Below are 24,792 nucleotides of genomic sequence, written 5' to 3' on the forward strand. Positions count from 1 at the left end.
GGACTGGATGTATCGCGGCAATCGCGATCCGCAAGTGGAGGGGTAAGCAATGAGCTTGAAATTCGGAACCAGCGGACTGCGCGGTCTTTCGGTCGACCTCGAAGGTCCCGCAACGGCGCTTTACGCGACCGCGTTCGCCCGCCACCTGATGGGATCCGGTATCGCGCATCCGGGCGACGAAATACTTGTCGGGCGGGACTTCCGGTCCTCCAGCCCGGCCGTTTCGGCCATTGCCATCGCGGCGCTGCGCAAGGCGGGGCTTGAGCCGCGCGACTGCGGCACCCTTCCGACACCGGCGCTTGCCCTTCTCGGCCTCGAGCGCGGCGCGGCGAGCCTCATGGTGACGGGCTCGCACATTCCCGCAGACCGCAACGGCATCAAGTTCTACCGGCCCGACGGCGAGATCGACAAGGCGGACGAAGCCGCGATCAATGCCGCCGCCGAGGCTTTGCGGAGCGAGGGCACGGTCTTCGATGCGGCACAGGAGACCGCGCCGGACGGGCATGAGGCCGCCATGGCGCTCTATGGCGAGCGCAACCGCACGCTCCTGCCCGAGGGCAGCCTTTCTGGCCTCAGGATCGGCGTCTACCAGCACTCGACGGTGGCGCGCGACCTCTTCGTTTCGGTGCTGGCGCATCATGGCGCCGATGTCGTGGCGCTCGGCCGCTCCGAGGCCTTCATTCCGGTGGATACCGAGGCGGTTTCGCCTGAAACCATCGCCCTCCTGTACGGGTGGGCGGCAGAGCACGGCCTCGACGCCATCGTCTCGGCCGACGGCGACGGCGACCGGCCGCTCGTCACCGACGAGACGGGAACGCCGGTGCGTGGCGACCTCATCGGCCTGATTGCCAGCCGCTTTCTCGGCGCGACGGTCGTGGCCACGCCTGTCACCTCCAATTCCGGCATCGAAGCCGCAATCGACGGGCGCGTGCTGCGCACCCGCGTCGGCTCGCCCTTCGTCATTGCCGCGATGAACGAGGCCGTGGCAGCGGGCGAAACCGCCGTCGTGGGTTTCGAGGCCAATGGCGGCACGCTCACCGCCACGCCCTTTACCGTGAATGGCCGCACACTGACGCCGCTGCCGACTCGCGACAGTCTGATGCCCGTGCTCGCCGTGCTGGCGCTGGCACAGAGCCGCCGGCAGCCGCTTTCGGCCATTGCGGCCGGCTTTTCGCTTCCCGCGGCGGCCAGCGACCGGCTGGAGAACTTTCCGGTGGAAACCAGCGCGGCCCTGATGACGGCATTGCGGAACGGCGCCGACACGCTTGCCACCTTCCTCGCCCCCATCGGCGTACCCGCCAGCGTCAGCGACATCGACGGACTACGGGTGACGCTTGCGGATGCGAGCATCATTCACCTGCGCCCTTCGGGCAATGCGCCGGAAATGCGCTGCTATGTGGAAGCCCGCGACGAAGCAGCCGCCGTCCGGCTGCTGCAGGCCGGCCTCGCGCGCATCCGCGACTGGGCCGCGGCCCGCTAGACGCGGGCGCGGCGGCACGGAAAACAGGCTTTTCGCCAAGCTGTTGCGAAAACTTCAAAAAGCCTGTTGACACCGGAGGGCGGTCCTTCTACATCGCTCTCCGTCGCCCAGATGGCGGAATTGGTAGACGCGCCAGCTTCAGGTGCTGGTACTCGAAAGGGTGTGGAGGTTCGAGTCCTCTTCTGGGCACCAATCCCCTGTTTCAGTTGCCTTCTAAGGCAATGGGAAACATCAAAAAGGCCCCTGCTTCGCGGGGGCCTTTTGCATTTGGGGCAAGCGTTGCCGGCGGACTTCAGGACGCTTTCGCGTGTGTTTTTTCAGCCCTGTAAAATCTTGCGATTGCGGCTTGCATCGCCGCCTCGTTAGGCACATAAGCCTATAAAATAATCATATGCCTTTTAAAGATCAGGATCATCGTGGCCACACCCCATGACGGTGCCCATAAGTCGGGCATTCTGTCCAAAATCCGGCTTTTTACGCCGATTCTGGCCGGCGCCACGCTGAAGGAAAGGCTGATCGGCTGCTTCGGCGCGCTTCTGGGTATCTGCGTGACTGGTCTCGTCTGCGGCATGGCGATGGGCAACGGCCCGCATCTGCCGCTGATCGTCGCGCCCATCGGTGCATCCGCCGTGCTGCTCTTTGCCGTGCCAGCCAGCCCGCTGGCCCAGCCCTGGCCGATTGTCGGCGGCAACACGATCTCCGCCTTTGCCGGCGTGGCCGTCGCCTCGCTGGTTTCCGATCCGGCACTTGCCATCGGGCTTGCGGTGGCCCTTGCGATCCTCGCCATGTCGCTGACGCGGTCGCTGCATCCGCCGGGTGGTGCCGCGGCGCTGACGGCGGTCATCGGCGGCGCGGCGGTCACCCGCACCGGCTTCTGGTTTCCCATCGTTCCCATCGCGCTCAACTCGCTGATCCTCGTCCTCGTCGGCATGGCGTTCCATCGGCTGGCGGGGCGGCAATATCCGCATCGTCCGGCCGCCGTCCCGGTCAACACGCATGGAACGGCAGACCCGCCGGCTGCTTTGCGGGCCGGCTTCACGGCCGAAGATATCGATGCGGCCATCGCCCGCCTCGACGAAACGCTCGATGTCAGTCGCGCGGATATCGACGCGCTGCTGCGCGAGGTGGAACAGCAGGCGCTGGCGCGTCGCCATGGCGATTTGACTGTGGACGACATCATGTCGCGCGACGTGGTGACGGTGTACGCCGGCGCCACCCCCGACGAGGCGCGGCGGAAGCTTCTCGACCACGATATCCGAACACTGCCCGTGCTCGACGGCAACGGCCGCCTTGCCGGCACGGTCGGCCTTCGCGAGCTGGCGACGGAAGAGCCGGGGGCCACGCTGCCCCTGACCACGGCAGCGACCGCGCGCCCATCCGACCCGGCAACGAGCCTTCTGCCACGCCTGACGGATGGCTCGATCCATTCGGTCGTCGTCATCGACGATACCGAGCACGTCATCGGCATCGTTTCCCAGACCGATCTTCTCGCCACCCTGGCCAGAAGCCTCTCCCACAATGCACGCACCGGCCTGATGGCCGGTCACGGACAGGGTATCTGACCATGCCCGCACGATGTCACCGGGGCCTGTCCTGACGGACGGCCCCGCCAAAAACTGCGAATATGAAACGAAGGAGCGTCGCGATGCCGACCGTCGATGAAAAGCTTGAACCGATCCTCGCCCAGGTTCTACAGCGTAACCCGGCCGAACCGGAATTCCACCAGGCGGCGCGCGAAGTGCTGGAGAGCCTGGGCCTCGTCGTGACGAAGCATCCGGACTACCTGAAGGATGCGCTGATCGAGCGCATCTGCGAGCCGGAGCGCCAGATCATCTTTCGCGTTCCGTGGGTGGACGACAAGGGCCAGGTGCACATCAACCGCGGCTTCCGGGTGCAGTTCAACTCGGCGCTCGGCCCCTACAAGGGCGGCCTGCGCTTCCATCCTTCCGTCAATCTCGGCATCATCAAGTTCCTCGGCTTCGAGCAGATCTTCAAGAACGCGCTGACGGGCCTGCCCATCGGCGGCGGCAAGGGCGGCTCGGACTTCGACCCGAAGGGCCGCTCGGAAGGCGAGATCATGCGCTTCTGCCAGTCCTTCATGACCGAACTGCACCGCCATCTCGGTGAGCATACGGACGTGCCGGCCGGCGATATCGGCGTCAGCGGCCGCGAGATCGGCTGGATGTTCGGCCAGTACAAGCGCCTCACCAACCGTTTCGAGGCCGGCGTCTTCACGGGCAAGGGCCTGAGCTACGGCGGCTCGCTGGTACGCAAGGAGGCGACCGGCTACGGCGCGGTCTACTTCACCCGCGCCATGCTCGAAAGCCGCGGCACGGATTTCGAAGGCAAGAAGGTCACGGTCTCGGGCTCCGGCAACGTCGCCGTCTACGCCATGGAACAGGCGATCAAGTACGGTGCGACCGTCGTCGCCTGCTCCGACAGCAGCGGCTACGTGCATGACGCCGACGGCATCGACCTCGACCTCGTCAAGGACATCAAGGAAGTGCGCCGCGAACGCATGTCGGACTATGTGCGCTTGAAGAAGTCGGCGCATTTCATTCCGACCGGCAAGGGCTCGATCTGGGACGTGGCATGCGACGTGGCACTGCCTTGCGCCACACAAAACGAGCTGACCGGCAAGGACGCCAAGACGCTGATCGCAAACGGCGTCATCGCGGTCGCGGAAGGCGCCAACATGCCGTCCACGCCGGAAGCCGTGCGCGCCTTCCAGGAATCCGGCGTGCTGTTTGGCCCGGGCAAGGCGGCCAATGCCGGTGGCGTCGCGACCTCGGCTCTGGAAATGCAGCAGAATGCCAGCCGCGATAGCTGGAGCTTCGAGCAGGCCCGCGAGCGCCTCGGCCAGATCATGCAGGGCATTCACGACCGTTGCGCCGAGACGGCGGACGAATATGGCGCCAAGGGCAACTACGTGCTCGGCGCCAATATCGCGGGCTTCATCCGCGTAGCGGAAGCCATGCGCGCGCAGGGCGTGATCTGACCGCTTCGCCTCTCAGGCAGCCGACGGCCCGGGACCTTCTCCCGGGCCGTTTTCGTTGGCCGGCACGAAGTTGCGTTGTTCGAACCCGCCCGCGACGAGGCGGAAGGCCGGCCTTTGCGCCGGTGCGGCCTCGCCCATCAAGGGCTGGAAATGCACCCGTTCCAGTGCGAGCCAGTCACGCCGGCCCTCGGGGCGGGCAAAGGCGATCATCTCGCCTTCGCGGAGCCCCAGCAAGGCTAGGCCGTAGAAGGTGGTGATCGGCAGGAAAGCGCCACCGGGCACGTATGTGCCGGGAAGGCAGAGCGTGCGGGTATCGGTGAGGCCGCTTGCGCAGTGGAAGGTCACGCGCGCATCGATCATCGCAAGGTCGGAGGGCACAGTGCTCTGCGCCGGCAGGCGGGCGGCGACAAGCTTGCGGTCGAGCAGCGCCTTCCATTCCTGCGTCAGCGGCGGGCGGTCGCGCGCCATCTTTTCCAGCACATAGGCGTCGCGCGCCACAAGCATTCCCGGTTCGCGTTTCATCGTGTTCTCCATCCGCCCGGAGGGCGGGTTCCAGATATCCATGGTGGAGAGCCCCCTGGCCACGCGGCACAGGGGGTCACGATCCTGTGACGAGGCAGCCTCCGATGCGCCCGGATGCGGGGAAGGACAGGAACTTCATGGGTGTGGCGGCCTAGGAGGCGTGGGCATCCGGCACGCCGTCATGCACGGCGATGACCGAGAGGCGGCGCGGCTTGCCGTCGCGCGCGGACCATTCGATCTTATGGCCGGCCGACATGCCGATGAGCGCAGCACCGACTGATGTCAGCACGGAAATGCGCTTGCGGGCGATATCCGCATCCTTGGGGAAGACGAGCTCGGCCGTCTGCGCCGGCTCGTCGTCGATCTGGAATTCAACGACGGATCCCATGCGCACGATGCCGGGCGCCATGCGCGCATCGTCGATGACCTTGGCGCGGTCGAGCTCGGTCGCCAGCTGCTCGGCCGAATGCGGATCGCGCTCGGCCAGCATGTCGGCGAGATTGGACAGGCGAGCATGTTCGGAACGCGCGATGGTGATGGTGGGCAGGCGGCTGCCCTTGGTCTTTGCGGTCATGGAAACCTCACGACACGTTGCTTCGCGGCCCGTCGGGCGCACGGAATAGAAAAAGGGAGATGGTGTCGCGCTTTACCGGTGCGGTATGTGGAAATGCACAGAACCGCAATGCCCCGCGGCCGGGGCGCGACGCGACCGAGCCGAGGGGCTAGTGTCCTGCGAGAGGAAACAACCGTTTCAAGAACCGGGCAATGGAAGGCGTCGTGATCATGCCTATAAGATGGGGTGAGCATGGGCGCAAAGTCAAGTCAAAGGCGGCAATGACGCTTGTTGCCAGACGCATCTGCGCGCCGCAGGGGTGAATTCGTTTGCCCGAGGGGCGAAAGCGCGCGATCCTCACCCGACGGCGTTCCCGCAAGGGCTGTTTCATGGATGAAGACGACAAGCCTGCTTCCCTCGCTTCGCCGGCCTGTTTGCTGCACGAGGTCGACCCCGCCTATGCCGGGCTGCCCGACCCCGCCGAACCGCGCGACTGGCCGCAGGTCAACCGTTGGCGCAAGGCCGAGCGGGAACGGTTGATCGCCGCGCGCCTTGCCGTGCCGGCCGAGACACGGGCGGCGTTCGGCGCGGCGATTGCCGCGCAGGTGCTGGCAGAGATCGGTGCGGCGGACGGGCTCGTGGTCAGCGCCTACTGGCCGTTTCGCGGCGAGCCGGACCTGCGCCCGCTCCTGCAAACCCTCGCCGCATCGGGCGGGCGGACCGCCCTGCCCGTGGTCATTGCCAAGGGTCAGGCGCTGGAATTTCATGCCTGGCAGCCGGGCGATCCGCTCAAACGGGGCGTCTGGAACATCCCGATCCCCGCCGTGCGGCATCCTGTCATTCCCGATGTCGTAATCGCGCCTGTCGTGGGCTATGACCCTGCCTGCTATCGGCTGGGCTATGGCGGCGGGTTCTTCGACCGGACGCTGGCAGCGCTGCCGCGCAGACCGCGCATCATCGGCGTCGGCTACAGCGGCGCGCGATGCATGACGATCCATCCCCAGCCGCATGACATTGCAATGGACATGATCGTGACGGAAAACGGGGTGGTTCGGCCCTATGACTGCACGACCCGCGCCTTGACGTAGAGTGCGCGCCCGGCAAACCAGCCGTTGACGGCGGCGCCCAGCCCGAGCAGCACAAACAGCGCTGCGCTCCAGGCAAAGCTGCCCGTCCAGCCGCGAATGAGGCCGACGACGAACGGGCCGATGGCGGCCAGGAGATATCCGACGCATTGCGCCATGCCGGACAGATGCGCAGCGACGATGGGTTCGGGCGAACGCAGCACAATGACGGTTAGCGCCACCGCGATCAGCCCGCCCTGCCCGATGCCCTGCAACACCGCCCAGAACCAGACGGACCACAGCGGCGCGAAAAGCATGCCGATGAGCGCGACAACGGCCACGACGCACAGCGCGGCATTGATCAGTCGCTGATCGCGGCCGCGCACCGCCAGATGCGGCGCGACGAGGCAGGCGGCGGCCTGCACCATGATGGACACCGAGACGACGGCCCCGGCCGTTACGCCGTCAAGACCGCGCTCGCGCAGAATGGGCACCATCCAGCCGAAGACACAGTAGGCGAGTGCGGATTGCAGGCCCATGAACAGGGTAACATGCCAGGCGAGGCGATCGCGCCACAGGCCTTCGACACGCACGGCGGCTCGCCGCACCTGCCCGCGGCTCATCACCACCTGCGGCAGCCAGAGCAGGCTGACGACAAGGGCGGGCAGCGCCCAGATTGCCAGCGCGGCGGAAAACGAGCCGCCCAGCGCATGCTCGATGGGCAACGTCAGCCCGGAGGCACCGGCCGCGCCGGCGCACATGGTCATGGTATAGAGACCTGTCATCAGCGCGGCCTTGTCTGGGAAATCGCGTTTGACCAGACCGGGCAGCAGCACATTGCCGACCGCGATGCAGGCGCCGGCAAGGGCCGTGCCCAGAAAGAGCAGCGGAATGGAGGACAGGCCGCGCATGGCCGTGCCGAGCGCCAGAAGCACCACGACACCCAGCAGCGTGAGCTCCGTGCCGATGCGCTGTGCAAGGCGGGGGGCTAGCGGCGAGAACAGGCCGAGGCAGACGACGGGCAGCGTTGTCAGCAAGCTCGCCCCGGTGGCCGACAGGCCGAGCACATTGCGGATTTCCGGCAGGAGCGCCGACGCGCTCGAAAACAGCGGCCGCAGGTTGAAGGCAATGAGCACGAGGCTCAAGCCGAGCAGAAAGCGCGCAAGCCGGCTTTTCGGCTGATGCGCCACCGGCGGCGGCACGCTACCCTCTTCGGCCTCGATCAGCTCGATGGAACCGGGATCGGGACGCGCGGTCATGACAGCAGCATCCGGTCGAGTGCCGACAGAATGGGTGCGGTGAGCGCGCGCACGGCGGCATCCGCAGCATCAGGGCTGCCGGTCGCGATGGCATCGATGATGGCCGCATGGGCCGCCGTGTCGGGCTCGGGCAATTCGGCGCCGAGCGTCGCCTCGATTGTCTCGGCAATCAGTGTGGAGAAGAAATCGTACATGCCGATCAGCACCGCATTGCGCGAGGCCGCGACGACCCCGCGGTGGAAGGCAAGGTCGCGCGCGATGAAACCGGACCGGTCGGCGCCGTCGGAGGGACCGCGCGCGGCCAGCAGCGCCCGCAGGTTTGCGATATCGGCGGCATCGTGCCTTGCGGCCGCGAGGCGCGCGGCCTGCGTATCGAGCGCAAGCCGCGTTTCAAACTGGTCGCGCAGCCCGGCGCGCCGCGCCATGACGAGCGGACCGGCGGCATCGGCGACGGACAGGACATAGGTGCCGGATCCCTGCCGCGTTTCGAGATAGCCCTGCGAGGCCAGAACCCGCACCGCCTCACGCACGGTGCCACGGCTGACGGACAGCATGGCGGACAGGGTCGCCTCGTTGGGCAGCTTTTCGCCCACCGCCCAGCGGCAGGAGAGGATTTCCGCGCGGATCGCCTGCACGGCGGTATCGGCGAGGGAGGTCTTGCTGATTGTCCGCATTTTCAACTCATAAAATCATCAGATGACCTTACCTAATCTGTTTCGGCGCTCGTGCCAAGGGTCTTTTGTCGGCCATGGTGAGTGCCGAGCACCCTTGCAATGCGCGACCACCACGGTTCGACGAACCGAACGCGGGATAAGGAGCGTTTGGCGGCCTCCATGTGCCCAATGCGCGCGGCCGGGAAAGACAGCGAGCGCGCCCGATGTCGCGGATGCCACCGTCATGTTCGCCAGCAGCGGGGCGGGCGTGATGCGGCCGCGATTGATGGCGTGGCCCCGGCGCTGTATTTGTCTTGTCGACAACAGGATATTCCGATGAGCGACACCCCTTCCGAACGCAAGCGCGGCTCCGGTGCGAGGATGGTCTACGACCTCCTGCGCGACGAAATACTCGACCTCAAGCTCGCGCCGGGCAGCCCGATCGACGAGGTGCAGCTTGCCGAGCGCTTCGGCATGTCGCGCACGCCGATCCGCGAGGCCCTGGTCCGGCTGTCAGGCGAGGGGCTTATCGAGACCCTGCCCAACCGCTCGACGATGGTAGCGGCCATCGATTTCCTGAATCTGAGCCCGCTCTTCGACGCGCTGGTGCTGATGTACCGCGTGACGACGCGGCTTGCCGCGCAAAACCACCGCGCCGAGGACCTTCCCGCCCTTCACCGCCTGCATGCCGACTATGCCGCGTCGGTCGCCGCACGCGACACGTCAGCGATGATCGCCACCAATGCGGCCTTTCATGCCGCCATCGCGGAGGCGGGCCGCAACCCCTATTTTACCGGCCTGTTCAGCCGCCTGCTCGATGAGTCGCGGCGCATGCTGCATCTCTACTACCGCTCCTACGAGGAGCAGTTTCCGCAGCGTTTCGTCGATGAGCATGCCGAGATCATCGCCGCCATCGAAGCGCATGACCTCGACGCCGCTGATCGCCTGGGCAAGGCCCATGCCGAGGCGATCGTCGTGCAGGTGCAGGCACTCTTCAGCCGCAATGACCGGCTCGATATCCCGCTTTAAGGGCATCAATTCTTTTTTGTCGACAAATAGAATACAGACTGATATATCACGCTCCAGAACAGATGATCGACGGCGCGGACGCTGCCGACCGTCCCAAAGCCCAGAGGAGACCGACATGAAGGCGCAGATTTTTTCCGGCGTGATCCCCGCCCTGATGACGCCCTGCAAGGACGACCGCACGCCCGACTTCGATGCGCTCGTGCGCAAGGGCAAGGAGCTGATCGGCAAGGGCATGTCGGCCGTGGTCTATTGCGGCTCGATGGGTGACTGGCCGCTGCTCACGGACGCGCAGCGCATGGAAGGCGTGGAGCGCCTGGTAAAGGCCGGCGTGCCGGTCATCGTCGGCACCGGCGCCGTCAACACTTCCTCGGCCGTGGCGCACGCCGCCCATGCACAGAAGGTCGGCGCGCAGGGCCTGATGGTCATTCCCCGCGTGCTGTCGCGCGGCCCCGTCATCGCCGCGCAGAAGAACCACTTCAAGGCGATCCTGAGTGCGGCGCCGGATCTGCCGGCGGTCATCTATAACAGCCCGTATTATGGCTTTGCCACACGCGCCGACCTGTTCTTCGCGCTGCGCGAGGAGCACAAGAACCTCGTCGGTTTCAAGGAATTCGGCGGCGCGGCCGATATGCGCTATGCGGCCGAGACCATCACCAGCCGCGACGACGACGTTTCGCTGATGATCGGCGTCGACACCTGCGTATTCCATGGCTTCGTCAATTGCGGTGCCGTCGGCGCGATCACCGGCATCGGCTGCGTGCTGCCCAAGGAAGTGCTGCACCTGTGCAACCTCGCCCAGGGCGCAGCCAAGGGCGACCCGGATGCACGCCAGCGCGCGCTGGAACTGGAATCGGCCCTCGCCGTCCTCTCCTCCTTCGACGAAGGCCCGGATCTCGTGCTGTATTTCAAGCATATGATGGTGCTGAAGGGCGACGCCGAATACACGCTGCACTTCAACGAGACCGACGCCCTCTCCGAAAGCCAGCGCGGCTATGTCGAAAGCCAGCTGAAACTGTTCGACACCTGGTATGCCGCCTGGAGCCAGCTGCCGGGCGCCGTGCAGAGCTACAAGGTCTGAGACGCGGACCGCATCATTGAAAAGCCCTCCGTGTGGAGGGCTTTTTTGTTGGCAATCTCACCCCGGACGTTCGGTTATCCTCAGCCATGTGCCGAGGATGACGAACGAGCAGATGCTTCGCTCCTTACCCTTCGCCGGCTAATGAAAGCGCTGGATCATCACGCAACCGCGTCCAGTCCCTTCTCCAGCAGACGGTCGAGCTGATCGATTTCGGCAGCGGTGAGCTTGATGCCATCCGTTTCGGAAACCGCGCGGGCGGCGAAGCGGCGTTGCGACGGCAGGCGGGCACCACCGCCGACGATGGCTTCAAAGAGCTGTTCGGCACGGGCGAAGGGATCGCCGGGCCGACCCTTGGCGAAAGCCTCCGGCGACATGGCGATGATGAGTTCGCCGTGGAAGGGCGCGAGCGTCGTCGTGCCGAGATAATCGAGCACTTCGGGGCTCGTGAGGTCGCCGATCATGATGGCGCCGAGAAGCTCGATCATCGTGCCGATGGCTGAGCCCTTGTGGCCGCCGAAGGGCAACATGGCGCCGGCGAGCGCGGCTTCGGGATCGGTCGTCGGACTGCCCTCGGCATCGATCGCCCAGCCCTCGGGAAGCTGTTTGCCGGCGCGCCGGTGCAACTCGATCTCGCCGCGGGCGGCCACCGATGTCGCGAAGTCGAAGACATAGGGCGGGGCATCCCTGCGCGGCCAGCCGAAGGCAAAGGGATTGGTGCCGAGCAGCGGCCTGGTGCCGCCCGTCGGCGCCACAGTGGCATAGCTCGGGCACATGACCAGCGCCGAAAGCCCCTCCTTCGTCACGGCCTCGACCTCCGGCCAGAGTGCGGAGAAATGGGTGCAGTCGTTGATGACAAGGGCCGCGATGCCGAGTGCGCGGGTGCGCTCGGCGAGCACCGGCAGGCCGAGCTCGAAGGCAGTGTTGGCAAAGCCGCCGCCGGCATTGACCTTCACGATGGCCGACCCCTCGTTGGGATCGAGAACCGGCACGGCATCCGGCTTGACCTTGCCGGCCTTGACGGTGCGCAGCGCGCCTTCGATGCGGTAGATGCCGTGCGACTTGCAGGCATCCCGCTCGCCGGCCACGATGACACGGGCAAGCGCGCCCGCCTGCCGCTCATTGAGGCCCGCGCGCCGGAAGATGGCTTCCACCCGGTCATGCAGGGCGGCGATCGTCAGGTGGGTGTCTTGTGTCATCATCATCTCTTCAAGGCTGGCTATTACGACGCTAGGCGATTGAACATCTCCACCCACAGCGTATAGAACCCCTCGACAAGTTCAATTCGCCCCGCGCGGTTTTGCGGCGGCTATCCCCTTCCCGTGAGAAAGGTACGTGTAATGGCTTTCACTCCCAACGGTAAACACCTCGTGGCCGGACAGTGGCTCGACGGCAACGGCACCTTCACCTCCTCGCCAGCGCATGGGCCCTCGCACCAATTCGCCGTCGGCACGGTCGAGCTGGTGAACCGCGCCGCCGAGGCCGCCGAAGAGGCGTTTCTCAGCTACGGCTATTCCTCGCGCGCCACCCGCGCCGCATTCCTGCGCGCCATTGCCGACGAGATCGAGGCGCGCGCAGACGCCATCACCGAAATCGGCACGCAGGAAACCGGCCTGCCGGTCGCGCGCCTGCAGGGCGAACGCGGCCGCACGACCGGCCAGCTTCGGCTCTTTGCCGATCACATCGAGACGGGCGATTATCTCGACCGCCGCTTCGATGCCGCACTGCCCGACCGCCAGCCGGCGCCGCGTCCTGAAATCCGCCTGATCCAGCGGCCGATCGGCCCGGTCGCAGTGTTCGGCGCCTCCAACTTCCCGCTCGCCTTCTCGACGGCCGGCGGCGACACCGCTGCGGCGCTGGCCGCTGGTTGCCCGGTCGTGGTCAAGGGTCACTCGGCCCATCCCGGCACCGGCGAGATCGTCGCCGAGGCCGTGCTGGCCGCCATCCAGAAGACCGGCGTTCATCCAGGCGTCTTCTCGCTGATCCAGGGCGGGAACCGCCAGGTCGGCGAGGCCGTGGTGCAGCATCCGCTGATCAAGGCCGTCGGCTTCACCGGCTCGCTTGCCGGTGGCCGCGCGCTGTTCAACCTGTGCGCCGCCCGCCCCGAGCCCATCCCCTTCTTCGGTGAACTTGGCTCCGTCAACCCGATGTTCCTGCTGCCCGAGGCGCTGAAGGCGCGGGCGGAAGGCCTCGGCCAGGGCTGGGCGGGTTCGCTTACCATGGGCGCCGGCCAGTTCTGCACCAATCCGGGAATCGCCATCGTCGCCGACGGTGCTGATGCCGACCGCTTCACCGCCGCTGCCGTCGAGGCCCTCTCCAAGGTAGGCGCACAGACCATGCTGACCGACGGTATCGCCAAGGCCTATCACGACGGTCAGGCGCGCTTCGAAAGCCGCAACACGGTGAAGCCGCTGCTGACGACCGAATCCACCGGCCGCGAGGCGCTGCCGAACCTCTTCGAAATCTCCGGCGAGCATTTCCTTGCCGACCATGCGCTTTCCGAAGAGGTGTTCGGCCCGCTCGGTCTCGTGGTGCGGGTCGGCTCGGTGGATGAAATGGAGACGCTGGCGCGCAAGTTCGAAGGCCAGCTGACGGCGACCATCCACATGGATGCCGGCGATCTCGAGGATGCCAAGCGCCTGCGCCCGATCCTCGAGCGCAAGGCCGGCCGCGTGCTGGTCAACGGCTTCCCAACCGGTGTCGAGGTGGTGGATTCCATGGTGCATGGCGGACCGTACCCCGCCTCCACCAACTTCGGCGCGACCAGCGTCGGCACGATGTCGATCCGCCGCTTCCTGCGCCCGGTCTCCTACCAGAACATGCCTGAGGGCCTGCTGCCGGAAGATTTCGCCGGCTAACGGAATGACGACAAGACGCACGGGTCCATCGCGGCCCGTGCGTCCCGGCCGGTCAGTCGCGACCGAAGACGTCACGGGTATAGACCTTGGCAGCGACATCGCCGAGATCATCGGCGCAGCGGTTTGCGATGATGATGTCAGCCCGCTGCTTGAACGCCTCCAGATCGCGCACGATCTCGTGGCGAAAGACCGTTTCCCCTGGAAAATCCGGCTCGTAGACGATGACCGGAATGCCGCGCGCCGCAAGGCGCTGCATGATGCCCTGGATCGAGGATTCGCGGAAATTGTCCGATCCCGTCTTCATCGCAAGCCGGTAGACGCCGACCACATCAGGGTCGCGCGCGGCGATATCGCCAGCAAGGAAATCCTTACGCGTCGCATTGGCATCCACGATGGCGCGGATCAGGTTTTGCGGCACATTGCTGAAGTTCGACAGCAGCTGGCGTGTGTCCTTCGGCAGGCAGTATCCGCCATAGCCGAAGGAGGGGTTGTTGTAGTGCTGGCCAATGCGCGGATCGAGCCCGACGCCCTCGATGATCGCGCGCGTATCGATGCCGTGCGTCATGGCGTAGGAATCGAGTTCGTTGAAATAGGCAACACGCATGGCGAGATAGGTGTTGGCGAAGAGCTTGATCGCCTCGGCCTCGCCGGGGCCCGTGAAGAGCACGGGGACATCTTCTCGGACGGCGCCCTGCCGCAGCAGGCCGGCAAACTGGTGCGCTTCCGGCGTATCCGCGCCCACGACGATGCGCGAGGGATGCAGGTTGTCGTAGAGCGCCCTGCCCTCGCGCAGGAATTCCGGCGAAAACAGGATTTTCTCGTCTCCACGGGCCGCGCGCAGCCATTTTGTATAGCCGACCGGGATGGTGGACTTGATGACGATGGTGGCCTGCGTGTTCACCTGCCTGATATCCTCGATGACGGCCTCGACGCTCGTCGTATCGAAGTAGTTATACTCAGGGTCGTAGTTGGTGGGCGTTGCGACGACGACGAAATCCGCCTCGGCAAACGCATCCGTCTTGTTCGTGGTGGCGCGCAGGTGGAGCGGCTTCGTCCGCAGATAGTCCTCGATTTCGGCGTCCGCCACCGGCGAGATGCCGGCATTCACGCTATCGACCCGTTCGCCGGTGATGTCATAGGCGATTACGCCATTGTGCTGCGCAAGGAGTACGGCATTGGAAAGACCGACATAACCAATGCCGGCAACCGCAATATTGACCATGGGCCATCCCGTCGGCGCTACCGTTGACCAAGCAGGCTGCCGGCAAAGCGGCGCGGCTGCAGGCGGGATATAGCCGCGGATGATTACAGCCAGATGGCAGGCGCGGGACGCATAATGACAAAAAGCGAGGGATCAAAATCGCCTCCCGCGCGTTTTGCCTTCATCACGATCCTAAACAGGAGAGAAAAATGGACTGGAATCGCGTCGAAGGTAACTGGAAGCAGGTCAAGGGCAAGATCAAGGAACAGTGGGGCAAGCTCACGGACGACGATCTCGATGTCATCGACGGCAAGCGCGACCAGCTGGAAGGCAAGATCCAGGAGCGTTACGGCTACGCCAAGGATCAGACCAAGAAAGACATCGACGACTGGTACGGTCGCCAGAGCTGGTAATCCCGCTCCGATGATGTTCAGCACATTTGACCGCTCGCCTCAAAGGTGAGCGGTTTTTTGCTGTTGGCGAAATGGACATAGTCTTGTCCGGCACCACCCGCCCTGGCGGGCGGGTGGCAGATGCGTACGGGTCTCAGTCGAGCAGTTCGGCGGGCACCTTGCCGCCGTTGTCGGCGAGCGCCTTCAACAGCGCCTTGTGGAGCCACATGTTCATCGCAGCCGAGTCGCCCTTGTCGCCGGTGTAGCCGAGCTCGTCCGCGAGTTCCTTGCGCTCGGCAAGGCTGGCATCCATGCCGAGTGCCTTCATCAGATCGACGATCGAGTGGCGCCAGTCCAGCTTCTGACCGTTTTTGGCAACGGCGTCGTCGAGAATGGCGGCCACGTCGACATTGCCCGTCTGGACCGATTGCGGCGTCGCCGCGGGCGTGCCCCCAAGCGTGCCGGTGGCGTCGTCCTTCAAAGAAGGCGTGGCCGAAACATCCGCGGTCGCCGGCGCCACGCCGGCGCCCCCGATTGTCGTCTTCGATGCGGTTTCGACTGCGGCCGGCTGTGCCGCCTTGCCGAAAAGCTTTTCCTTGATGGAGCTGAAAATTCCCATGGCGGTTCCTTCCGTCGTCGACCTCCTCATGAGGCGTTTGAAAGAAGTATAGCGGTCACCCATCCGCGACAAGGCGTCAGGTCACAGGTGATGGATTTCAGGAGTGGTTTGCGATCAAACCGCTTTTGAGCGATCATCGACGGAAAGCAGGCAATGCCTCTGTGCGGAGAACAAATGAACGTTTCATCGCCTTATGCCGTGATCCATCGTGCGTTTGGGACGCCCGCTCCTTGAAGCATCTTCAACGCCCATCAGAGCGTCAGGTCGAGCAAACCCTGTATCGCTTCGATCGCAATCCTCCCGATGCCGGTCGCTGCCTCTCGCACCTCTACGGGATTTTCTCCCGGTACCGTCCGAATTGGGGCTGGTGCCGCCAATGTTTTACGCCCGAGGCGGAGGCGCGAACGCGAAATGCGGGCGATCCGCGTCGCGCCGCGCTCGAAAGCTTCGCGCAGATCTACTTCGAACATCCGAACTGCTCCGGTGGCCGCGACACGTTCCTGCATTGGCTGCCCCGCGGGCTGGAACTGATATTCCTGAACGCCGAGCATGATTATTCTCCGATGGAAGGCGCCATGCAACTTGGGCTCTGGCGTTGGCCGAAGGAGGAACAGGATGGCCTGCGCGCCTTGTTCTCCAGCGCCGCCTCAAACTGGTTCGATGGCGGCGATCCCGTGCCATTCGAACGCGTGATGGGCAGGCCGGGCCGGGACATGGACAGCTCAGTGTCCGCACGCATCGTTGAAGCGCTCCTGATGCTCAGGGTCGACCCTTTCGATCTGTTTTCCTGGTTGGCACGAGCGAACTCGACACGGGCGCGGGCCGTTCTGGTCGATCTCACGATCCACGAGCATCTCGTCGATGAAGCTGCCTACTATGTTCTGGACGATGCCACCGACGAATCCTTGCTGCGCAACGGTATCCGCGCTTTGGACCGGCTCGCACTGGACGCTCTTCGGCAGATCGTGACCGACGACCGGCTGATGCGCCTGTGGGCTTGGGCCGACCGGGAAGACCGGGCACTGGCCCGCAGGATCGAGGATACGGAACCGTTGCGGATGCAACGTGCCTTTCGCTTGTCGGCAACGGAACGCCGGAGGGATCGCGCAATCGTCCGTGCCGCTCTCGCCTGAGCACTCCCGCCGGACCTGGAGAGGCGTATATGACGCGGCTTGCTTTCGCAGCCGGTGAGTGGGGGGTCGCTGCGATTGCGGTAAGGAGGGCTATGGAGGGAAAATGGCGGACAGAGAGGGATTCGAACCCTCGATAGAGTTTCCCCTATACACGCGTTCCAGGCGTGCGCCTTCAACCACTCGGCCACCTGTCCGTCCGCTCGTCGCCGACGGTCAGTCCGGCGCGGGTCGCTTCGGCTTTTTCAAGCTCTGCGAGACGGCGCGATATATACCGAGGTTTGGCGAGGGATCAACCGCTTTCTGACAGATTTTTGAAGGTTCTTCGCCAAAGCCCGAGGGATTGCGCAGGGCCCGCCGCCTTCTTATCTATGGAAGCCGGAGAAGCGGAGCGGAAACCGCGCGCGGAGTAAGGTCGATGATACGGTTCATCCTGAAGGCGATCAGCCTGTTTGCCCTCGTGGTTGCCGTCATGGCGGGAACGATCGATGCGATCCAGTCCGTGTCGGCCTCAGAGCCTGTGCTCACGCCGCTTGCCGTTGCCTGGAGCACCGCGAGCCCCGATACGATCGCCCTTGTCGCCGATGGCATCATGCGCCATCTCCATCCCTATGTCTGGGACCCCGCGGCGATGTGGGTGCTGTCGCAGCCGGCCTTTGTCGTGCTGCTCGCCGTTTCGCTGTTCTTCTGGATCATCGCCTACAAGCGGCCGCCCATTGCCGGCCGCTTCACCGCCTGACACAAACCGCCGCGACGAAAGCGGCCCGGCCAGGAGGCCACCATGTTCAACATCGACATGTTCAGCAAGAAGTCCGTCATGCCCGCGCCGGAGGCAGCCCTGCCCGGCCGCGAGAACGCTATTCCGACTGCCGTTACCCATTTCGTCAACGGCCACCCGCTCAAAGGGCCCTATCCGGCGGGGTACAAGACCGTGCTGCTCGGCATGGGCTGCTTCTGGGGGGCCGAGCGCCTGCTCTGGCAGATCCCCGGCGTGTGGGTTACCGCGGTGGGCTATGCCGGCGGTTTTACGCCGAACCCGACCTATCGTGAGACCACGACAGGCCTGACGGGGCACACGGAAGTCGTGCTCGTCGTCTACGATCCTGCCGAAGTCTCGCTCCAGACGCTGCTGAAGGCGTTCTTCGAGGCGCACGACCCCACCCAGGGCATGCGCCAGGGCAACGATGTCGGCACGACCTATCGTTCGGCGATCTATCTCGACGACGAGGCGGATCTTGCCGTCGCGCGCCAGGCCCGCGACGCCTACCAGAAGGCGCTCGACGCCGCCGGGCGGCCGGACCGCATCACGACCGAGATCGGCAAGGCGGGCCCGCTCTACTTTGCGGAGGAGGAGCACCAGCAGTATCTCGCCAAGAATCCGGGTGGCTATTGCGGACTGCGCGGCACGGGCGTCGCCTGCGCCATCGGCTGACAGCCGCCAAATACATCCTGGACACGCGCCGCCGCCAACGGGTTGAAATTCCTGTTGGCGGCGGTCGGTATTTTTACCAACTGAAAAATTTCTGGTGAATTTTTGCTGGCGCCGTGCAAGGATGCCACCAGCCTGACCCAAGGGAAAGGGTCGGTGACTTCGGTGCGCGCTGCGTGAGGCGCAGCCCGGAAGGTCCCTATAAGATCAATAGCGAACAGGGCTGCACAATGAAAAAAACCCTTCTCACCCTTCTTGCCACCGCTGCCATGTCGGCGAGCGCTTTCGCCGCGGATATCAAGCCCGCGATCATCTACGATCTCGGCGGCAAGTTCGATAAATCCTTCAACGAAGCAGCCTATAACGGCGCGGAAAAGTTCAAGACCGAGACCGGCATCGAATACCGCGAATTCGAGATCGCCAACGATGCCCAGCGCGAGCAGGCGCTACGCCGCTTCGCCGGCGACGGCAACAACCCGATCGTGATGGCCGGCTTCTCTTGGGCTGCGCAGCTTGAGAAGGTCGCAGCCGAATATCCCGACACCAAGTTCGCCATCATCGACATGGTCGTCGACAAGCCGAACGTGCGCTCGGTCGTCTTCAAGGAAGAGGAAGGCTCGTGGCTCGCCGGCATTATGGCGGGCATGGCCTCCAAGTCGAAGACCGTTTCCTTCGTCGGCGGCATGGACATTCCGCTGATCCACAAATTCGCCTGCGGCTATATCGGCGGCGCGAAGTCGCTCGGCGCCGACTATAACGTGCTCGAAGCCTATACCGGCACGACGCCGGACGCCTGGAACGACCCTGTCAAGGGCGGTGAAATCGCCAAGTCGCAGTTCGACCAGGGCTCCGACGTGGTCTACCACGCAGCCGGCGGCACGGGCGTGGGCGTTCTGCAGGCTGCGGCCGACGCCGGCAAGCTCGGCATCGGCGTCGACTCCAACCAGAACGGCCTGCATCCGGGCAAGGTGCTGACCTCCATGGTCAAGCGCGTGGATGTCGCCGTCTACGACGCCTTCATGTCGGCCAAGGACGACAAGTTCCAGCCCGGCATCAACGTGCTCGGCCTCAAGGAGAACGGCGTCGACGTCGCCATGGACGACAACAACGCCTCGCTCGTCACCCCGGAAATGAAGGCCGCCATCGACAAGGCGCGCGCCGACATCATCGCCGGTACGGTGAAGGTTCACGACTACATGTCGGACGAGACCTGCCCCTACTAAGGGTATCGGACGGCCCGTTTGCGCCAAGCAGACGGGCCGATTCCGTTTCCGGACACGGACCCCTTTTTCCGCAAACCGCTTCGGCGCTGCTGGCTCAGTAATGCGGCGGGCGGGTGATGGCCGGGGCCTCGCGAGACCCTTCTTCCAGCATGAGAAAGCGCTCCGTCAGACGGTCGAGCTTCGTCCTGATCTGCTCGACCACACGCCATTGTTCGGCGAGCTGGTCGGAGAGTTCCTCGATCGTATGGGCCTGGTGGGCGACATGCTCTTCCAGGCGGGCGATGCGTGCATCGGCGGTGTCGTCGGAAAGATCGGTCATGGCTGTCCTCTCGGCTTCATGCGGCCGGCATGAGCTATAGCGGGCAGGCCACCGCGCCGCAATCGCACTGGACAAGCGCTGCGGAAGAAACAAGACTGCGACACGGCAGGCCGAAGAACGGCCTGTCGGCCTGAAATCCCCGTCAGAGTGGATCGTCATGAGCGAACTGGCAATCGAACTGAAGGGCATCGACAAGAGCTTCGGCCTCGTCCATGCCAACCGGAACATCAACCTGAAGGTCCGCAAAGGCACCATTCACGGGATCATCGGTGAAAACGGCGCCGGCAAATCCACCCTCATGTCGATCCTCTACGGCTTCTACCAGGCCGATTACGGCGACATCATCATCGACGGCAAGACGATCAAAATCCGTGATCCCAATGCGGCAATCGCCGCCGGCATCGGCATGGTGCACCAGCATTTCATGCTGGTGGAAAACTTCACGGTGCTGGAAAACATCATGCTGGGCGCCGAGGAAAGCCAGATCCTCAATGCCGGCATCACCAAGGCGCGCGCCGAGCTGAAGCGGCTGGAAAAGGAATATGCGCTGGAGGTCGATCCAGACGCGGTGATCGAGGAACTGCCGGTCGGCATCCAGCAGCGCGTGGAAATCCTGAAAGCGCTCTACCGCAAGGCCGATATCCTCATTCTGGACGAGCCGACCGGCGTGCTGACGCCGGCCGAGGCCGACCATCTCTTCCGCATCCTTCGCCAGCTCAAGGACGAGGGCAAGACCGTCCTGCTCATCACCCACAAGCTGCGCGAGATCATGGCGATCACCGACGAGGTGTCCGTCATGCGCCGCGGCGAGATGGTGGCGACGCGCACGACGAAAGACACCTCCGTGGAGGAACTGGCCGAGCTGATGGTCGGCCGCCGGGTTCTGCTGCGCGTGGAGAAGGGCGAGGCGAAACCCGCTGACGTCAAGCTTTCGGTGAAGAACCTGACGGTGCGCGACGGCCGCGGCGTGACGATGGTGGACGACGTGTCCTTCGACATCCGGGCCGGCGAAATCGTCGGTATCGCGGGTGTTGCCGGCAACGGGCAATCCGAGCTGCTGGAGGCGATTTCCGGCATCCGCCGCGCGAAGTCCGGCACGGTTTTGCTGAGCGGTAGGGAAATCGACGTGACGGGCAATGCAGATCCGGCCGACCTGCGCCGGCGCGGCCTCGCCCATGTGCCGGAGGACCGCCACCATGTCGGGCTCGTGCTGAAATTCGAGGAAAGCGAAAACGCGATCCTCGGCTATCACGACGATCCGAAATACCGCAGGGGCATGCTGCTCGATGTCGACGCCATCCGCGCCGATGCCGAAGCGAAGATCGCCGCCTACGACATCCGCCCGCCCAACCCGCGGCTCAAGACCGCCAACTTCTCCGGCGGCAACCAGCAGAAGATCGTGCTGGCGCGCGAGATGGAGCGCAATCCTGATGTGCTGATCATCGGCCAGCCGACGCGCGGCGTGGATGTCGGCGCCATCGAATTCATTCACAAGCGCATCATCGAAATGCGTGATCAGGGCAAGGCCGTGCTGCTTGTCTCCGTCGAGCTCGACGAGATCCGCGCGCTGTCGGACCGTATCCTCGTCATGTTTGCCGGCCGCGTGGTGGGCGAGCGTACCCCCGACGCCACCGAAGGAGAACTCGGCCTGCTGATGGCCGGTGTGGAAGGCCGCAAGGAGGCCGCTGAATGAGTGTTCCCTATGCGAAGCTGCCCGGTTGGGCCGAATACGGCCTGATCCCGCTGGTGAACCTCGCCGTCGCCTTCCTGATTTCCGGCCTTGTCGTGCTGATCGTCGGAGAAAGTCCGCTGGAGGCCGCCTATCACATGGTGAACGGCGCCTTCGGCCGCGGCGAATATATCGGCTTCACGCTCTACTACACGACGACCTTCATCTTCACCGGCCTTGCCGTCGCCGTCGCCTTCCACTGCGGGCTGTTCAATATCGGCGGGGAAGGCCAGGCCTATATCGGCGGCATCGGCGTGGTGCTGGCGTGCCTTGCCTTCGATCGCACGCTGCCCTGGTATCTCGTCTTCCCGATCGCAATTGTCGGCGCGGCCTTCTTCGGCGCGCTCTGGGCGATGATCCCGGGCTGGCTGCAGGCCAAGCGCGGCAGCCATATCGTCATCACGACGATCATGTTCAACTTCATCGCGGCAAGCCTGATGAACTACCTGCTCAACCGGGTGTTCAAGCCGATGGGCTCGATGTCGCTGGAGACCCGCACCTTCGATACGGGCGGCCAGTTGCCGAAACTCGACTGGCTGATGTCGATCTTCGGCCTTTCGGTCGGTTCGGCGCCGTTCAACATCTCGTTCGTGCTCGCTCTTCTCGCGGCCTTCGGCGTGTGGGTGCTGATCTGGCGCACGCGTCTCGGTTACGAGATGCGCACGATGGGCCACAGCCCCGCGGCGGCCCGCTATGCCGGCATCAAGGAGGCCAAGATCATCGTCATCGCCATGATGATCTCGGGCGGCCTTGCCGGCATGATGGCGCTGAACCCGATCATGGGCGAGCAGTTCCGCATGCAGCTCGATTTCGTGCAGGGGGCAGGCTTCGTCGGCATCGCGGTAGCGCTGATGGGCCGCTCGCATCCGGCCGGCATCATTCCCGCAGCGCTGCTGTTCGGCATGCTCTACCAGGGCGGGGCGGAAATCTCTTTCGAGATGCCTTCGATCTCGCGCGACATGATCGTCATCATCCAGGGTCTGGTGATCCTGTTTGCCGGCGCGCTGGAGCACATGTTCCGCCCGGCCATCACCCGCGTAATCCTGGGCCTGTCGCCGAAGACGCGCGACGCCGCCGTGACGAAGGGAGCCTGATCATGGATGTCTTTCAGGTCTTCATCGAGCTGGCGCAATCGACCGTTCGCCTCTCCACGCCGCTGATCCTCGCCGCACTCGCCGGCCTCTTCACCGAGCGCGCCGGCATTTTCGACATCGGGCTGGAAGGCAAGATGCTGGGGGCGGCATTTGCCGCCGGCTGCGTCGCCTATATCAGCCAGTCGGTCTATATGGGCCTGCTTGCCGCCGTGCTCGTGTCGGTTCTGCTCTCGCTGGTGCACGGCTACGCCTCGATCACCCAGCGCGGCAGCCAGATCGTCTCGGGCGTCGCCATCAACTTCGTTGTGGCGGGCTCCACCGTCATCCTCGGCGAGGCGTGGTTCCGGCAGGGCGGGCGCACGCCCGCCCTTTCGGCGGACGGCCGCTTCGGCACGGTCACGCTGCCCTTCGCCGATGCCGTGCGCGACGTGCCGATCCTCGGACCGCTCTATTCCGGCCTGCTTTCCGGCCATTCGCCGCTCACCTATCTCGCCTTCCTGATGGTGCCGGTCAGCTGGTGGATCCTCTACCGCACGCGCTTTGGCCTGCGCCTGCGCGCCGTCGGCGAAAATCCGGGTGCCGTCGATACGGCCGGCATTTCGGTGATCTGGCTGCGCTACCGCGGCGTGATCTGCTGCGGCATCCTGTGCGGCATCGCCGGCGCCTATCTGTCGCTTGCCGCCGGCGCCGGCTTTACCAAGGGCATGACGGCCGGCAAGGGCTATATCGCGCTCGCCGCGCTGATCTTCGCCAAGTGGCGGCCGAAAAACATTCTCTTCGCCTGCCTGCTCTTCGGCTTCCTCGATGCCTTCGCCATCCGCTACCAGGGCTATGCCTTCCCGCTGATCGGCAAGGTGCCGGTACAGTTGATGCAGGCACTGCCCTATATCCTCACCGTGATCCTGCTTGCAGGCTTCATCGGCAAGGCCATTCCGCCGAAGGCCGGCGGCGTGCCCTATGTGAAGGAGCGCTAGAATGTCCCATGACCTGTTCGAGGCGGCGCGCGCGGCGATGGCCTTTGCGCATGCCCCCTATTCCAAGTTCCCCGTGGGCGCGGCGATCCGCGCCGAGGACGGAAAGATCTATGCCGGCGCCAATATCGAGAACCTGTCCTTCCCGCAGGGCTGGTGCGCCGAGCCCACCGCCATCAGTCAGATGATCATGGGCGGCGCGAAGAAGATCGTCGAGATGGCCGTGATCGCCGAAAAGCTGCCGCTCTGCCCGCCCTGCGGCGGCTGCCGGCAGAAGATTGCGGAGTTCGCCAGCGCGACGACGCCGATCTATCTGTGCGACGAGACCGGCGTGAAGAAGACCATGACCATGGAAGAACTCCTGCCGCACGGCTTCAGCACGGACGTGATCGGATGAGTGGCGCGGCAACAGACCTTCTGCTGGCCCGGCTCGGCGGCGTCGTACCGCGCTACGGCATCGTGCTCGGCTCCGGCCTGGGCTCGCTCGTGGATGCCGTCGAGAACGCCATCCGCATTCCCTATGCGGACCTGCCGAGCTTTCCCGTCAGTTCGGTGTCCGGCCATGCCGGCGAGATGGTCATCGGCTATCTCGGGGCCGTGCCCGTCATCATGCTGTCGGGCCGCGTGCACTACTATGAGCGCGGCGACGCCAATGCCATGCGCGCACCGCTCGAGGTGCTGAAGGGGCTGGGCGTCACCGAACTCGTTCTCACCAACTCGGCCGGATCGCTGCGCGACGACATGCCGCCCGGCTCGGTGATGCGGATTTCCGACCACATCAACTTCTCCGGCACCAACCCGCTTGTCGGCCTCGACGGCGACGACCGTTTCGTCGGCATGACCAATGCCTATGACGCAGACCTCGCCGCCCGCATGGAGGCGGCAGCACAGACGCTCGATATCCCGCTCTCGAACGGCGTCTATATGTGGTTCTCCGGTCCGAGCTTCGAGACGCCGGCCGAAATCCGCATGGCGCGCGTGCTCGGCGCCGACGCCGTGGGTATGTCTACCGTGCCGGAGGTGCTGATCGCGCGTCATCTCGGCCTGAAGGTCGCCGCCGCCTCCGTCATCACCAATTTCGGTGCGGGAATGACGGGCGATGAGCTCAGCCACCACGAGACGAAGGACATGGCGCCCATCGGCGGCAAGCGGCTTGCCGCCATTCTCGCCGAAATGATCGCCGGCGGTGGCTGA

At 64.9% G+C, this 24,792-nt stretch carries 25 protein-coding genes and 2 tRNA genes; 18 read left to right on the plus strand and 9 right to left on the minus strand.

Features of this window, described 5'->3' with window-relative positions:
- Window positions 1-49 precede the first annotated feature (49 nt).
- The 4 genes from MNR02_RS16535 to gdhA all read left to right on the plus strand — a co-directional run bounded on the left by MNR02_RS16535 (window position 50) and on the right by gdhA (window position 4,478).
- Window positions 50-1,480 carry a phosphomannomutase gene (locus MNR02_RS16535; protein WP_241947551.1) on the plus strand — a complete coding sequence of 477 codons (1,431 nt, stop codon included), beginning with the start codon at window positions 50-52 and terminating at the stop codon, window positions 1,478-1,480.
- Between the two features lie 105 nt (window positions 1,481-1,585).
- Window positions 1,586-1,672 (plus strand) — tRNA-Leu (locus tag MNR02_RS16540).
- Between the two features lie 218 nt (window positions 1,673-1,890).
- A complete protein-coding gene (locus tag MNR02_RS16545) occupies window positions 1,891-3,042 on the plus strand; it encodes an HPP family protein (RefSeq protein ID WP_371746756.1) in 1,152 nt (383 codons plus the stop codon).
- An 83-nt stretch (window positions 3,043-3,125) separates the two neighbouring features.
- A complete protein-coding gene (gene gdhA, locus MNR02_RS16550) occupies window positions 3,126-4,478 on the plus strand; it encodes an NADP-specific glutamate dehydrogenase (RefSeq protein WP_241599519.1) in 1,353 nt (450 codons plus the stop codon).
- A 12-nt stretch (window positions 4,479-4,490) separates the two neighbouring features.
- Here gdhA and MNR02_RS16555 read toward each other — a convergent pair whose 3' ends face one another.
- Together MNR02_RS16555 and rnk are read right to left on the minus strand one after the other, a co-directional pair.
- Window positions 4,491-5,000 carry a hypothetical protein gene (locus MNR02_RS16555; protein WP_241947553.1) on the minus strand — a complete coding sequence of 170 codons (510 nt, stop codon included), beginning with the start codon at window positions 4,998-5,000 and terminating at the stop codon, window positions 4,491-4,493.
- A 151-nt stretch (window positions 5,001-5,151) separates the two neighbouring features.
- Window positions 5,152-5,574 (minus strand): nucleoside diphosphate kinase regulator, encoded by a 423-nt coding sequence (gene rnk, locus MNR02_RS16560; RefSeq protein WP_241599516.1) that lies wholly within the window; start codon window positions 5,572-5,574, stop codon window positions 5,152-5,154.
- A 368-nt stretch (window positions 5,575-5,942) separates the two neighbouring features.
- On the opposite strand from rnk, the gene MNR02_RS16565 reads away from it, so the two are divergent.
- A complete protein-coding gene (locus tag MNR02_RS16565) occupies window positions 5,943-6,641 on the plus strand; it encodes a 5-formyltetrahydrofolate cyclo-ligase (RefSeq protein WP_241947554.1) in 699 nt (232 codons plus the stop codon).
- On the opposite strand, the gene MNR02_RS16570 is transcribed toward MNR02_RS16565, so the two are convergent.
- Together MNR02_RS16570 and MNR02_RS16575 are read right to left on the minus strand one after the other, a co-directional pair.
- Window positions 6,611-7,876, minus strand: a complete 1,266-nt coding sequence (locus tag MNR02_RS16570) for an MFS transporter (RefSeq protein ID WP_241947555.1) — start codon at window positions 7,874-7,876, stop codon at window positions 6,611-6,613. The genes MNR02_RS16565 and MNR02_RS16570 overlap by 31 nt on opposite strands.
- On the minus strand, window positions 7,873-8,550 hold the full coding sequence (locus MNR02_RS16575; RefSeq protein WP_241947556.1) for a FadR/GntR family transcriptional regulator: 678 nt from the start codon (window positions 8,548-8,550) through the stop codon (window positions 7,873-7,875). Before MNR02_RS16575 ends, MNR02_RS16570 begins: the two co-directional genes overlap by 4 nt.
- A 315-nt stretch (window positions 8,551-8,865) precedes the next feature.
- On the opposite strand from MNR02_RS16575, the gene MNR02_RS16580 reads away from it, so the two are divergent.
- Together MNR02_RS16580 and MNR02_RS16585 are read left to right on the plus strand one after the other, a co-directional pair.
- A complete protein-coding gene (locus MNR02_RS16580; RefSeq protein WP_241947557.1) occupies window positions 8,866-9,558 on the plus strand; it encodes a GntR family transcriptional regulator in 693 nt (230 codons plus the stop codon).
- Between the two features lie 115 nt (window positions 9,559-9,673).
- The gene (locus MNR02_RS16585) at window positions 9,674-10,636 is read left to right on the plus strand and encodes a dihydrodipicolinate synthase family protein (RefSeq protein WP_241947558.1); all 963 of its coding nucleotides are present in this window, start codon (window positions 9,674-9,676) and stop codon (window positions 10,634-10,636) included.
- Window positions 10,637-10,794: 158 nt separating this feature from the next.
- On the opposite strand, the gene MNR02_RS16590 is transcribed toward MNR02_RS16585, so the two are convergent.
- The gene (locus tag MNR02_RS16590; protein ID WP_241947559.1) at window positions 10,795-11,832 is read right to left on the minus strand and encodes an Ldh family oxidoreductase; all 1,038 of its coding nucleotides are present in this window, start codon (window positions 11,830-11,832) and stop codon (window positions 10,795-10,797) included.
- Between the two features lie 141 nt (window positions 11,833-11,973).
- Between MNR02_RS16590 and MNR02_RS16595 the strand changes: the two genes are divergently transcribed.
- Entirely contained in the window at window positions 11,974-13,491 is a 1,518-nt protein-coding gene (locus tag MNR02_RS16595; protein WP_241947560.1) for an aldehyde dehydrogenase (NADP(+)), read from the plus strand.
- A gap of 52 nt (window positions 13,492-13,543) precedes the next feature.
- Here MNR02_RS16595 and MNR02_RS16600 read toward each other — a convergent pair whose 3' ends face one another.
- The gene (locus MNR02_RS16600; RefSeq protein WP_241947561.1) at window positions 13,544-14,713 is read right to left on the minus strand and encodes a nucleotide sugar dehydrogenase; all 1,170 of its coding nucleotides are present in this window, start codon (window positions 14,711-14,713) and stop codon (window positions 13,544-13,546) included.
- Between the two features lie 188 nt (window positions 14,714-14,901).
- Here MNR02_RS16600 and MNR02_RS16605 point away from each other — a divergent pair, with 188 nt between their 5' ends.
- The gene (locus MNR02_RS16605; RefSeq protein ID WP_203317212.1) at window positions 14,902-15,105 is read left to right on the plus strand and encodes a CsbD family protein; all 204 of its coding nucleotides are present in this window, start codon (window positions 14,902-14,904) and stop codon (window positions 15,103-15,105) included.
- Between the two features lie 133 nt (window positions 15,106-15,238).
- Here MNR02_RS16605 and MNR02_RS16610 read toward each other — a convergent pair whose 3' ends face one another.
- Complete coding sequence (locus tag MNR02_RS16610; RefSeq protein ID WP_241599461.1) at window positions 15,239-15,703, minus strand: DUF3597 domain-containing protein; 465 nt, start codon at window positions 15,701-15,703, stop codon at window positions 15,239-15,241.
- 125 nt (window positions 15,704-15,828) lie between these two features.
- Here MNR02_RS16610 and MNR02_RS16615 point away from each other — a divergent pair, with 125 nt between their 5' ends.
- The gene (locus MNR02_RS16615) at window positions 15,829-16,836 is read left to right on the plus strand and encodes a hypothetical protein (protein ID WP_241947562.1); all 1,008 of its coding nucleotides are present in this window, start codon (window positions 15,829-15,831) and stop codon (window positions 16,834-16,836) included.
- 104 nt (window positions 16,837-16,940) lie between these two features.
- Here MNR02_RS16615 and MNR02_RS16620 read toward each other — a convergent pair.
- Window positions 16,941-17,030 (minus strand) — tRNA-Ser (locus MNR02_RS16620).
- 221 nt (window positions 17,031-17,251) lie between these two features.
- Between MNR02_RS16620 and MNR02_RS16625 the strand changes: the two genes are divergently transcribed.
- The 3 genes from MNR02_RS16625 to MNR02_RS16635 all read left to right on the plus strand — a co-directional run bounded on the left by MNR02_RS16625 (window position 17,252) and on the right by MNR02_RS16635 (window position 19,485).
- Window positions 17,252-17,572: a hypothetical protein gene (locus tag MNR02_RS16625; RefSeq protein ID WP_241599456.1), complete on the plus strand. Its 321-nt coding sequence runs from the start codon at window positions 17,252-17,254 to the stop codon at window positions 17,570-17,572.
- Between the two features lie 42 nt (window positions 17,573-17,614).
- Entirely contained in the window at window positions 17,615-18,265 is a 651-nt protein-coding gene (msrA, locus tag MNR02_RS16630; RefSeq protein ID WP_241947563.1) for a peptide-methionine (S)-S-oxide reductase MsrA, read from the plus strand.
- A 227-nt stretch (window positions 18,266-18,492) separates the two neighbouring features.
- Window positions 18,493-19,485 carry a BMP family protein gene (locus MNR02_RS16635; protein WP_241947564.1) on the plus strand — a complete coding sequence of 331 codons (993 nt, stop codon included), beginning with the start codon at window positions 18,493-18,495 and terminating at the stop codon, window positions 19,483-19,485.
- A gap of 94 nt (window positions 19,486-19,579) precedes the next feature.
- Here MNR02_RS16635 and MNR02_RS16640 read toward each other — a convergent pair whose 3' ends face one another.
- Window positions 19,580-19,804, minus strand: a complete 225-nt coding sequence (locus MNR02_RS16640; protein WP_134650449.1) for a SlyX family protein — start codon at window positions 19,802-19,804, stop codon at window positions 19,580-19,582.
- Between the two features lie 157 nt (window positions 19,805-19,961).
- On the opposite strand from MNR02_RS16640, the gene MNR02_RS16645 reads away from it, so the two are divergent.
- The 5 genes from MNR02_RS16645 to MNR02_RS16665 are packed head-to-tail and all read left to right on the plus strand — an operon-like array spanning window position 19,962 to window position 24,792.
- On the plus strand, window positions 19,962-21,497 hold the full coding sequence (locus tag MNR02_RS16645; protein WP_241947565.1) for an ABC transporter ATP-binding protein: 1,536 nt from the start codon (window positions 19,962-19,964) through the stop codon (window positions 21,495-21,497).
- A complete protein-coding gene (locus MNR02_RS16650) occupies window positions 21,494-22,627 on the plus strand; it encodes an ABC transporter permease (RefSeq protein WP_241947566.1) in 1,134 nt (377 codons plus the stop codon). Before MNR02_RS16645 ends, MNR02_RS16650 begins: the two co-directional genes overlap by 4 nt.
- Before the next feature lie 2 nt (window positions 22,628-22,629).
- Window positions 22,630-23,601 carry an ABC transporter permease gene (locus tag MNR02_RS16655; RefSeq protein ID WP_241947567.1) on the plus strand — a complete coding sequence of 324 codons (972 nt, stop codon included), beginning with the start codon at window positions 22,630-22,632 and terminating at the stop codon, window positions 23,599-23,601.
- Between the two features lies 1 nt (window position 23,602).
- Window positions 23,603-23,995, plus strand: a complete 393-nt coding sequence (locus tag MNR02_RS16660) for a cytidine deaminase (protein ID WP_241599442.1) — start codon at window positions 23,603-23,605, stop codon at window positions 23,993-23,995.
- Entirely contained in the window at window positions 23,992-24,792 is an 801-nt protein-coding gene (locus tag MNR02_RS16665) for a purine-nucleoside phosphorylase (protein ID WP_241947568.1), read from the plus strand. Before MNR02_RS16660 ends, MNR02_RS16665 begins: the two co-directional genes overlap by 4 nt.

Source organism: Shinella sp. H4-D48 (assembly GCF_022637395.1).
Lineage (GTDB): Bacteria > Pseudomonadota > Alphaproteobacteria > Rhizobiales > Rhizobiaceae > Shinella > Shinella sedimenti.

Coding starts and splice junctions, on each gene's coding strand:
- MNR02_RS16575 (WP_241947556.1), bottom strand. CDS start 8,550: ATGCGGACAATCAGCAAGACCTCCCTCGCCGATACCGCCGTGCAGGCG.
- rnk (WP_241599516.1), bottom strand. CDS start 5,574: ATGACCGCAAAGACCAAGGGCAGCCGCCTGCCCACCATCACCATCGCG.
- MNR02_RS16610 (WP_241599461.1), bottom strand. CDS start 15,703: ATGGGAATTTTCAGCTCCATCAAGGAAAAGCTTTTCGGCAAGGCGGCA.
- MNR02_RS16640 (WP_134650449.1), bottom strand. CDS start 19,804: ATGACCGATCTTTCCGACGACACCGCCGATGCACGCATCGCCCGCCTG.
- MNR02_RS16590 (WP_241947559.1), bottom strand. CDS start 11,832: ATGACACAAGACACCCACCTGACGATCGCCGCCCTGCATGACCGGGTG.
- MNR02_RS16565 (WP_241947554.1), top strand. CDS start 5,943: ATGGATGAAGACGACAAGCCTGCTTCCCTCGCTTCGCCGGCCTGTTTG.
- MNR02_RS16655 (WP_241947567.1), top strand. CDS start 22,630: ATGGATGTCTTTCAGGTCTTCATCGAGCTGGCGCAATCGACCGTTCGC.
- MNR02_RS16660 (WP_241599442.1), top strand. CDS start 23,603: ATGTCCCATGACCTGTTCGAGGCGGCGCGCGCGGCGATGGCCTTTGCG.
- msrA (WP_241947563.1), top strand. CDS start 17,615: ATGTTCAACATCGACATGTTCAGCAAGAAGTCCGTCATGCCCGCGCCG.
- MNR02_RS16665 (WP_241947568.1), top strand. CDS start 23,992: ATGAGTGGCGCGGCAACAGACCTTCTGCTGGCCCGGCTCGGCGGCGTC.
- MNR02_RS16635 (WP_241947564.1), top strand. CDS start 18,493: ATGAAAAAAACCCTTCTCACCCTTCTTGCCACCGCTGCCATGTCGGCG.
- gdhA (WP_241599519.1), top strand. CDS start 3,126: ATGCCGACCGTCGATGAAAAGCTTGAACCGATCCTCGCCCAGGTTCTA.
- MNR02_RS16625 (WP_241599456.1), top strand. CDS start 17,252: ATGATACGGTTCATCCTGAAGGCGATCAGCCTGTTTGCCCTCGTGGTT.
- MNR02_RS16585 (WP_241947558.1), top strand. CDS start 9,674: ATGAAGGCGCAGATTTTTTCCGGCGTGATCCCCGCCCTGATGACGCCC.
- MNR02_RS16600 (WP_241947561.1), bottom strand. CDS start 14,713: ATGGTCAATATTGCGGTTGCCGGCATTGGTTATGTCGGTCTTTCCAAT.
- MNR02_RS16595 (WP_241947560.1), top strand. CDS start 11,974: ATGGCTTTCACTCCCAACGGTAAACACCTCGTGGCCGGACAGTGGCTC.
- MNR02_RS16535 (WP_241947551.1), top strand. CDS start 50: ATGAGCTTGAAATTCGGAACCAGCGGACTGCGCGGTCTTTCGGTCGAC.
- MNR02_RS16555 (WP_241947553.1), bottom strand. CDS start 5,000: ATGAAACGCGAACCGGGAATGCTTGTGGCGCGCGACGCCTATGTGCTG.
- MNR02_RS16580 (WP_241947557.1), top strand. CDS start 8,866: ATGAGCGACACCCCTTCCGAACGCAAGCGCGGCTCCGGTGCGAGGATG.
- MNR02_RS16650 (WP_241947566.1), top strand. CDS start 21,494: ATGAGTGTTCCCTATGCGAAGCTGCCCGGTTGGGCCGAATACGGCCTG.
- MNR02_RS16605 (WP_203317212.1), top strand. CDS start 14,902: ATGGACTGGAATCGCGTCGAAGGTAACTGGAAGCAGGTCAAGGGCAAG.
- MNR02_RS16570 (WP_241947555.1), bottom strand. CDS start 7,876: ATGACCGCGCGTCCCGATCCCGGTTCCATCGAGCTGATCGAGGCCGAA.
- MNR02_RS16645 (WP_241947565.1), top strand. CDS start 19,962: ATGAGCGAACTGGCAATCGAACTGAAGGGCATCGACAAGAGCTTCGGC.